This is a genomic window from Vibrio sp. ECSMB14106, from assembly GCF_000972265.1.
GTDB classification, from domain to species: domain Bacteria; phylum Pseudomonadota; class Gammaproteobacteria; order Enterobacterales; family Vibrionaceae; genus Vibrio; species Vibrio kanaloae.
This window is the reverse complement of the sequence record NZ_LAUM01000056.1, coordinates 1-9362: the sequence shown is the minus strand read 5'-3', so window position 1 is coordinate 9362 and position 9362 is coordinate 1. Positions and strand designations below refer to the sequence as shown.

Sequence of the window (9362 nt, the reverse complement as noted above, 5' to 3'; positions counted from 1 at the left end):
TGTTATGAATCCCCAAGGGTGTAACATTCATCATAATGGTCAATATCAAATATATATGTGGGTGAACTAAAAAAAAGCATAGTTCTTATAGGAGTAGTGTTTTCTTTGCTGATTGGGATCGATTTGGGGCGATGTTGGCAAACTCATATCTGCCCCAAAGTAAGTTATGACGGTCAGATCAGGTCTGAATTAGTACAATTAAATTAATAGAGACCTGATTTTGCGATACTTAACCTAATGAAAGAATGCGCAAAATCAGATCCTATTGTTGTTTGTGACATCCTCTTCAGGATGGTTAACCCATCCATATGAACATCTCGGACGCCCAGCTCTATTACATTGATATGGGCTGCTTTTACAAAGCATCTTTCGCCAATAGCTGCATGTTAAGTGAACTTGTCTTTAAGCCTGCTCTGTTGAACCTATAGCGCATGTATGCAGAGATATCGTCCTCGTGGGAGGAGACAATTAGCTGGCAGTGCTTGAGTTCGCAACGGAGTAGATCGGTCAAGGAAGCAATGTTGACTTCATCCAGAGATTGAGACGGGTCATCAATCAGGATGAGAGGTACCTGAGCATAGACTTTATTGAGGGAAAGGAAGAAGGCAAGGCTGAGGGCTGACACCTGACCAGAACTCATAGACATGACTGCGTCGTGTTCAGACTTCTCTGCAGTCAGGAACCTCAACTGCGTACCTTCGCGGCTCTCGATAAACAGGCCCAGGCCACGCTGATAGTTTTGGATTAACCGACCACTGTAGATGTGGAATATGAGCTCAATAGCTGAAATTGTCTGGTCGGTATAACTCTGTTCTGTCTTCTTCAATGTGTTTCGGAGCTTTTCGATTTTACCTTGAGCTTTTTGGGCCGCTAGGGTTTCTTTTTCGATAAGCTTAAGACCGGAAATACAGGTTTGGAGCCTGGAGTTTTGAGCCTCATTGGCTTTAATCGATATATACTGTTCTTTGTCTTTTAGATCTTCAGCCGTGATTATGTAGAAGTCCTGCAGGTCTTTGAAGGCGCTGTTTGTTGTATCTCGCCAGTCCTCCGGCAGCGCTAAAGCATCAGCTTCAACCTGTTTTTTATTCCTTAGAATCGCTTTGAGCTTTTCAAGCCGCTCATTTACTACGTCATCAATTTCCGTAAATGAGTCAGTAAATTGAATATTGTCACTTTGCAGCTTCTCCATTAGCTGGGTTATTGCCGGGAGCCGAAGCTTAATTTTTGTCAGCTTTGCATGAAGATTTGGTTCAAATGTAGGCTTGATAAGTTTCAAACTGTCTTGTATATGGGTGTCGATGAGCTTCAGCTCAGCGTCCATAGCAGTGATAAGGTTAACTAAGTCCTTACCGTCTTTGCTTAGTGATTCAGAGATCTGCTTGGTTCTTGCTTCAATGGCATCCACCATTGATTTGTGATCTTCCCAGTCCGCGCCACAAAGGGGGCACAACTGATCATTGGGATAGGACTTCTTATGTTCATCAATCAGCTGCCTTTTCAGGCGTTCCAATTCGGCTATGACGTTCGCATTGGCGCTGCTTTTTTCGCGTAGGCTGTTTCGGGATTCAATTTGTAATTCAAACCACTCAAGGCGCCCATCTGCCCAGTTTGGTAGTGCTCGAGCTTCTTCAAAGCTAATTGCCGTAGCACCGCGTTTGATGATGTTTGCTGAACGTTCTAACTCATCAATCCCCTTCTTGATAACATCAAGCAAATCAAGCTTGCCAAGATCCTTACCAAACTGAGCCAAGCTTCTCAGGGATTCCTCGTTATGATCAATTTCGGCATCAATTGTCTCGTTGTGAACCCTGGTTTTTATCGTGGCTTTGAGTGGCAGAAGGGCGATAATCTTGCGAACAGATTCCTGGTAGGTAGTATGGTCTACCGCAGAATACGTCGAGAAGAGCTCCTCCTTGTCCCATCCTGGCTGGACATCAGTCGTCGAGAGCTTTTTGTACTCAACGATCCCAGCCTCAGCCTGCAATGTGCCTCTTAGGGTGGCTATCTCTTCCGTGAGTGACTCGACTTTTGCCTTACGCTCAGGATCGTTGATGCGCTTTGTAAGTTTACTGTATATGGTGTTGCAGCTTTCAATTTCAGCTTCGATATCGCTGATGTTAAAGAGGTTGCCTAGTTTATCCTTACGTTCGTCTACCCGAGTGTGTAACAGCCGGTTTTGTCCCTGCTCCAGATAGTTAAGGAAGGAGAAGTTTTCCCTGAAGTTTTTGCCGAAAATTTCGTCAAGGAAGTTGTTGTCGCGCAGATTGATCTTCGTAAAGTCAGATGATTCAAACTCCGGTAGCTCGTAAAGCTTAAAGTTTTCATACTTGTCTGCACGATTGTTCGCTGGTTTTTTGAATATCGCAGTTGGGCAATGTCTTGCCAAAATAAGTTTACGATCACCATTAATGAATTCAATTTTAATGCAGAGGTCGTTCTCGCCGGAGCGGTTGTTCCAGAAGAGATTGTCCGCGTAGTCCCTTTTGTTCTTGGTTAGTAAAGTAGAGAATAGGTTTTGTATTCTATTGATCTGGCCGGTGAGCAGTAGTTCGATGGCGTCGAATATGCTTGTTTTTCCATAACCGTTAGGACCGTCCAGAGTTAGTAAGGACGACTCGCCAAGATCTAAGTAGATATGCTTGAATGCTTTGAAGCTAGATACTTCAATCTTGGATATTTGCCAGTTCATTGTTAATCATTTCCTTGATAATGTCGTCGGCATTTTTGCCTGTGACTGTCTGGATAGTCGAATACATATCGTTCAGACCGGCTTCTGCAACGGCCTCAGCTGCTTGTAACCTCAAGGATACGAGGTTTCCTTGATGGCTAGGTAACTCTAAGAAAGGAAGTTTGATAAAGGTCTTCGCCGCGAAGCTGTATTGTGTGGCTACAAGAGGTTTTTCTTTGTAACTAAGAAACTCCTTTTTATCAGCAATCAAAGTCTCCAGTTTTCTGTAGGTGAAATTGGTGAGAGCGCTTTCTTCCGCAATACTGTAGTAGAGAACATATTTTTTATAAAAATGCGGGTCTTCCTCGATTGCGAAGATTTCTTCTTCGTGATCCTTGAACTCGGCCAGAACGTCAAGGCGATAAATGCAAATCAGATCGCAATTCTTCTTGAAACTTGGGTTTCTAAGAAATTCATCAGGAGCAAGGTGATTGATTCTGTTATTTAGCTCGGCTGGGTCAGGAAGGCCGTCTAAAGTATGTACGACTGCGAATCTAATAGCAGACCCAGACTCGCGAACATAAAAGCTTGTTGTGTCCAGTTCTCGCTTACTCACAAAGCCATGGGCAACAAGTGCTTCATCAATGAGTTGTTTTATCATTCAGTTGACCCTCTGCGTCCTCTTTTGTCATTACGCTAATGCATAGCGATTTGATGATGTTGCTTTCCAGCTTTTCAGTAGCTGGCTTGTTATCGAAATCATCTGAGTTTGTGAATTTTGTATTAAAGGTGAATGAGGCTTCCGCTTTGCTGGCGATTAGATGATTGTACTCAAAAAGTAGTCTCAGCAGATCCCCGTTGTTTTTCATTTCTCTGATCATGTCAGACTCACACTCCTCGCTTTCATCCACGTCAAGAGCGGTAGGCACGTAGAACCGATTTTCGCTGTCGAGGTAGTGCGGGAGATGGTTGAATATGGGCTCCACCGAAATAGCTTGGATGAGCTTGGTGTATCGCCTGATGTCGTTCGTCTGAACGTCTTGAAACCGCTCGGATGGTTTCATCATCTGGCATAGCGTTTTTAACTCGTTGATGGGCGTTTCGCGTATGTGCTCGCACAAACGTCTAGCTCTCTCATAAGTGGCGTCACTCATTGTTGGTAGCGCTTGATCCAGCCTTTCTTCTAGATGGGTTAGGAGCCTAGCCTTTAATTCAACTCCATAGTAGTCCCTATTCTGATAGGGGTTTTCGTTCAGCAGAACAGCTAAAAGGCTACTGGCTTTGATGCGATTCTCGTATGCGGCTCTGGCTTCTTGGACTCCGTCAACTTGATTTAATTTATGGCAATGTATTGCGATGGTGCTTATTTTTTCTGACAGTAAGCAGTAGTTAAAATTTATAAGGTTATCACTGATAGTGATGGACTGTTTCTCACATATATTTTGTATAAGTCCTTTGGTCAACCCTTCAATTTCACCCAGTCCACAATAATAGTTGTCTCCGTAGCGGTAAAATTTTACTGTTTCTCCGCTAGCACCTTTGTGATCGTCTGTATTGTTTAGCTGGACGGATACGTGAAAGTAACGAGTCGTCCCTTTGATTTTGTCGTATTCGATTAAAGTGGACTGCTCCAGCGCCGTGGTGTAGCCACTACGATATTTGCTAATCTTCGCTTTGACTTGATGGGCGGTATGTAGCTTTCCATCTTTATAAATAGCGAAGTCGTCGCTACTGTCTAGCTGAAGCTCGAACTCCAAGTCGCCATCGTGAATAAGCTTTAGCGAGTGATATAGTGCAACTTTCCCTTGATAAACGAAGCCGCTCCAGGAGGATATGGCGCTGGCTGGGTATTTTTCATCTTCTTGACTCACATGAACTCCTTTTTGCCAATGTGACGGAGTCATATTACTGTTTTTATGCCTTTTTGTACGTACTTCGTTTATTTAGCGAACATATTCTACATTTCCCGGCCTTTATCAAGAATATTGTCAAGAATGGCTACATATTAGTTAGTAGACGCTTTCGACCCCAAACTCGGCTTATGCGATGCTTGTGGTTTAGGGCCCCAACTCTAACTGATAATTGTCCAGTAACGTGTTACATATCACGGTACGCATAAAAAATTCCAATTCTCATAGCAAAGCATAGAACCACCCTTTATATATGTATACATGTACAGTCCAGCGAGGTTGTTATGCTCTGCATCAAATCCACATCTGACTTTGAGATAGAAAGCGTCAAACACCCTAACTTCCCCTTACTAACTTGGGAGAGTGATAATTCAGAACTAGGGATTGAATCAGGAATGCTTTGTGTAGAGGCGATGCAGTTCTTGATATATGAATGCTTAAAACGAGGTCGGGTGAATAGTGAAAATACTTGGTGGACGTATGGCAATCATTTAGCTCAATTCCTGACGTTTTGTGAGCAGAACAACTTAGATTGGCGAGATATTTCCGAAAGCAGTGAAGATGAAATGTTAGTTAGTGCTTATCGTGACCTTTGTGTTGGTGAGTTTGGTATGTCAGTTAACTCAACCAACCAACATTTAAGAACGATAGTGCGTTTCTACTCTTATGGAGTTGGCAAGTGGTTTAAGTCATTACCTTACTCTTTAGAATCGGTTTCAGTGAATAAAGGGCAGCAATTTTTAGCCCATACCGAAAGAAATGGTGGTAAGAAGTACAGCTCTGATTTGATGATGAAAACCTTTGAGAAGAAAGCTCAGTTTTTGTCAGCTATTGAAGTGAAAGAACTGCTATCTGCGATTGAAAATCCAACCTTAAAGCTGATGGTTCGCTTATGTCTACAGACAGGTATCAGACGTAAAGAGCTGTTGTTGTTTCCGTTGCACGTAATACGAAAGCCAACTGGAAATCGAGCTTACTACGAGGTCAATATTTCGCGAACCAAAGGTGAGAAAGAGCGTAAGATACACATTCCAACACGACTGATGGAAGACTTGTGGCGTTATGTCAATGAGGCTCGTTTTCAGAAGCAGCAGGAGTCAGAAGTGGTATCAGATTGCTTGTTTTTAACGCCTGATGGTCAAGAGTGGACTTCTCAAGGCTCTGCTTTTGGTAAGGCTCTCAAGTCGCTTAATTTGCCCTTTCACGTATCACCGCACATGTTAAGACATACTTACGCAACGCACATGCTGAAAGGAATGTTAGAACATAAAAGCAGTAGATTTGAACCCTTGATGTACCTACAAGCTCGGCTTGGACATTCAAGTATTACAACCACGATGAAGTATTTGCATTTAGTTAATGATTTAGTCGATGACTTGTCTATTGAGTATCAACAACAGATTGATGCGATTGTGTAGGTGAAGTATGGCGAGACAAAGAAAAAAACTGTCAATTAACAAAAACAAGCTAAAGAAAACGTCGGCAGTAGAGCCAACTACTGACACTGATCAAAATCGAGAAATAGAACGACCAATCAACCCTGTTGTGAACTATCCCAATATCGGTTCAAAAGGTGGTAATGGTACTAATTTTGACTTTAGTTCATATTACGGCGAAGGCTATGATGACATCACCAATCGAGCGTACTACACCGCAAAAGCACTACTGAAAAATACTGATGCTTTTACAGAGAGAACTCAATACGCTTATTTGACCGCTGGCTTTACCTATTTTGCTGAATACTTAACGATATTTAGGCATTCATTGGGTGAGGACTTGACGCAAGCTGATATTACCTCCAATTTAATAGAGCAATATTTGTTGCATCTCAAAGGCAGCAAGCTAGGGTATAACTCCCAAAAGAGTGTCTACACATACATCAAATCATTGCTGACACGTATGAAAGAAAAAGGCTACTGGCCTGCCATTGGTGACATCAACCTAAACAGTGATTTCTTTCCGAAGAGCCCATTTCCAAATTCAAATAAACGTGCAAAGGGCGCGAAACCCCTGACTTCCCATGAAAAAAGGCAGGTGGTAGTTGCGCTAAAACAAGCAATTAAGCCGATTTATCAAAAGACCGAACCACTAACAGGTTATCAGTTAACACTGTGTTTGTTAGCTGTGGCGATTCAGACAGGCATCAACACATCTCCGCTTCTCAATATGACTACCGAATCATTGAGTAACCATCCACTTAAAGATAATCGTAAGCTATTGACCGTATTTAAGAAACGAAGCAATGCAATGCAGTTACACAACTTGCGTAAATCAGAAAAACTTGAGGTAGTACAAGGGATAAAACTTGATGTTGCTTATCTAATTGAGTTGATGATTGAGCGCAATGCCCAAGTGAGAGAATTTACTGGTACCGACTTAATACTTTCCTATGAAACCTTACGAGGTGGACGAGGTGCGAAGAAAGGTACTGCTACTTCTCTTTCAGACCGATCATTGCTAAGTAATATTAACAAGTTCATCAAAGAATACGACTTAAAAGATGAAGATGGACGCACCATAAAACTTAATATAAGCCGTTTTCGCAAGACGTTCATCAATGGTATTTATGAGTTAAGTGGTGAGAGTTTGTTAATTGCTGCGCGGCAAGCCAAACACAGTGGGACAGGAACGCTTGACCACTACCTGCAAGCTCCTGAGCAATCAAAGCGCAACTTGGGCTTAATGGGTGAGATACGAGTTAAAGAGCTAACGTGCGCAGAGCCAAGCGTCCCTGTAGGGCATTGTAAAGACCCTAAGAATGGCGATAAAGCACCGAAAAATGGCTCGTTCTGTAATGACTTTTTAGGCTGCTTCCGCTGTAAAAGCTTCGTTATTACAGGTGATGATTTGTATAAACTCTTTAGTTTTTATTGGGCGATTATTCGAAGCCGTGACGAGTTTGGTCGTAAAGACTGGAAGCGTCATTTAAAAAATGTTCTAAGAATCGTAGATGAAGAAGTTGTCCCTGAATTTGCTAAGCTTGGCCAGCTACAGCGTGTAGAGGCTGAAAAAGAACGGGCAAGATCTAATCCACATCCGTACTGGCAAAACCTTGATATGTTGAAGGTGACGCAATGAGTTCAATTGAGTTAATACTCACGCAAGCTGAGTTTGCAATTCAGCAATGTCCAAAGCCAAGCACCAGTGCGCTTGAGCAAGTCATTGATGGCTCTCTAACGGGTATCGTGACCTACATTAAACTCGCCAATGGTGAATACCAAACGCTATCTCGATTTGAGGAAGATGTATGGGTGTTTCCTGCTAGTAAAGGTACGAAAGCAACTATAGCAAGTGCATTAAACCTTACTTTTTCTACGATTGATGATACTCAAATGAAGCGCATGGCAAAGTGGGTAATCTGGAGCAAATTCAAAAAGGGGTTAGCTCTTAATACTCATGTGAAAACATTGGACAAGTTGAAAAGTTATTTTCAGTGGGTTTTAAGTTCAGATACTACAGTTACACATGGGCTGACAGCTTTTACCTCAAATGCCTACGTTAGGCATGTAAATACCCTGCACTCAAAACGAAAAGGCGAGACTAAACCACTGACAGCAGTCACCAAGGTGGATAGATTCCGCGTTCTAGAAGACCTTTATTACCACTGCAAAGAGTTTGATTTTGTCAAAGAGCATCCTTGGCCTCAATCAACCGCTAATGAGCAAGCAGGGTATGTTGGTGAAGCGTATCGGGAAGCCATTACCAAAGGTAAGACCCCCATTATTCCAAATAAAGTGCTAATTCCGCTGTGCCAGTTTACTAAATCATACCTAGATAAAGCTGATGAAATTCTGAAATCGTCAAAAAAGAGAGAAACATTGCTACTGCGAGATAGCTGTATCTTCTGGCTGTTACTCACAACGGGTATGCGTATCCATGAAATATTAGGCATTAAGCGTGATGCGTATCGCTCTGAAACGAAAGGTGACACCACTTACTACCACATCGAAACTGTCTCTGAGAAAACACATACAGGGTTAGCTGAGTGGATTGCGCCAAGGATAGCCACGGAAGCGATTGATATTCTTGGCCGTTTGAGCGCTCCACTTCAAGATCAACTTGAGTGTGATTTACTAAAAGCGAAAGCAAGCAACGATCATGTGGAAGCACATCGACTTGAGGAAATCTCAAACCACATCTGCCTATCGAAAAACCTGGGAAAAGGAAACGCAATTTACCTATTGTCAGGGGTGGCAATGACTAACACTAGGTTGCCAAACTTATGTGAACAGATAGGGAGTAATTGGAACCTATCAGCGCACCAATTCAGACGTACCTTTGCTAATTATGCGGTTCACTCTGAATTAGGTGACTTGAGAGCATTAAAAGACCACTTTAAACATTGGTCAATTACCATGACCACTTTGTATGCCTTTAATGATGCTTTGGATGCTGAATTGTTTGAAGAAATGCTTCGAGAGAAATATCTGGTTGAAGAAGAAATTAAGCAAGATTGGTTTGAACTAGACATGCCTATCACTGGTGGCGACATAGCTCAAAACATCATGAAGGTCCGTGAGGATAAAGAGTTAATTAAATCTTTTGGCTCTCTTAGTGCTATGGCAAAGGCATACTCTAGCTCCATACCAATTCGCTCAACAGGTATTGGGTGGTGCACCAATGATGATGAGTGTAAGTGTGGTAAGCCTGATAGCTGTGAAAGCGGCATTGTAGATAAGCGACACCTGCCTTATTGGGAGGGAATGCTAGTGCAGCAAATGAAACTGATGCAATTGGATGATATTGGTGAAGCTGGTAGAGCGGCGGTAAAAAAAGGCATGGAA

General features: G+C 42.5%; 6 protein-coding genes. 3 read left to right on the top strand and 3 right to left on the bottom strand.

Translation table 11 applies throughout. The annotated features are described in order from the left end of the window. Positions 1-355 precede the first annotated feature (355 nt). The 3 genes from WR49_RS20485 to WR49_RS20475 are packed head-to-tail and all read right to left on the bottom strand — an operon-like array spanning position 356 to position 4539. Positions 356-2689 (bottom strand): AAA family ATPase, encoded by a 2334-nt coding sequence (locus tag WR49_RS20485; RefSeq protein WP_046225251.1) that lies wholly within the window; start codon positions 2687-2689, stop codon positions 356-358. After that, positions 2664-3329, bottom strand: coding sequence for an ABC-three component system middle component 1 (locus tag WR49_RS20480; protein WP_041156868.1), 666 nt, complete (start codon positions 3327-3329; stop codon positions 2664-2666). Before WR49_RS20480 ends, WR49_RS20485 begins: the two co-directional genes overlap by 26 nt. Further along, on the bottom strand, positions 3310-4539 hold the full coding sequence (locus WR49_RS20475; protein ID WP_082082807.1) for an ABC-three component system protein: 1230 nt from the start codon (positions 4537-4539) through the stop codon (positions 3310-3312). Before WR49_RS20475 ends, WR49_RS20480 begins: the two co-directional genes overlap by 20 nt. Before the next feature lie 491 nt (positions 4540-5030). Here WR49_RS20475 and WR49_RS20470 point away from each other — a divergent pair, with 491 nt between their 5' ends. The 3 genes from WR49_RS20470 to WR49_RS20460 all read left to right on the top strand — a co-directional run. After that, complete coding sequence (locus tag WR49_RS20470; protein ID WP_231574731.1) at positions 5031-5996, top strand: tyrosine-type recombinase/integrase; 966 nt, start codon at positions 5031-5033, stop codon at positions 5994-5996. 7 nt (positions 5997-6003) lie between these two features. Then, positions 6004-7656, top strand: a complete 1653-nt coding sequence (locus WR49_RS20465) for a hypothetical protein (RefSeq protein ID WP_046225249.1) — start codon at positions 6004-6006, stop codon at positions 7654-7656. Further along, positions 7653-9362 (top strand): tyrosine-type recombinase/integrase (locus WR49_RS20460; protein ID WP_046225248.1); only part of this gene is annotated, 1710 nt, incomplete at its 3' end. The genes WR49_RS20465 and WR49_RS20460, both read left to right, overlap by 4 nt.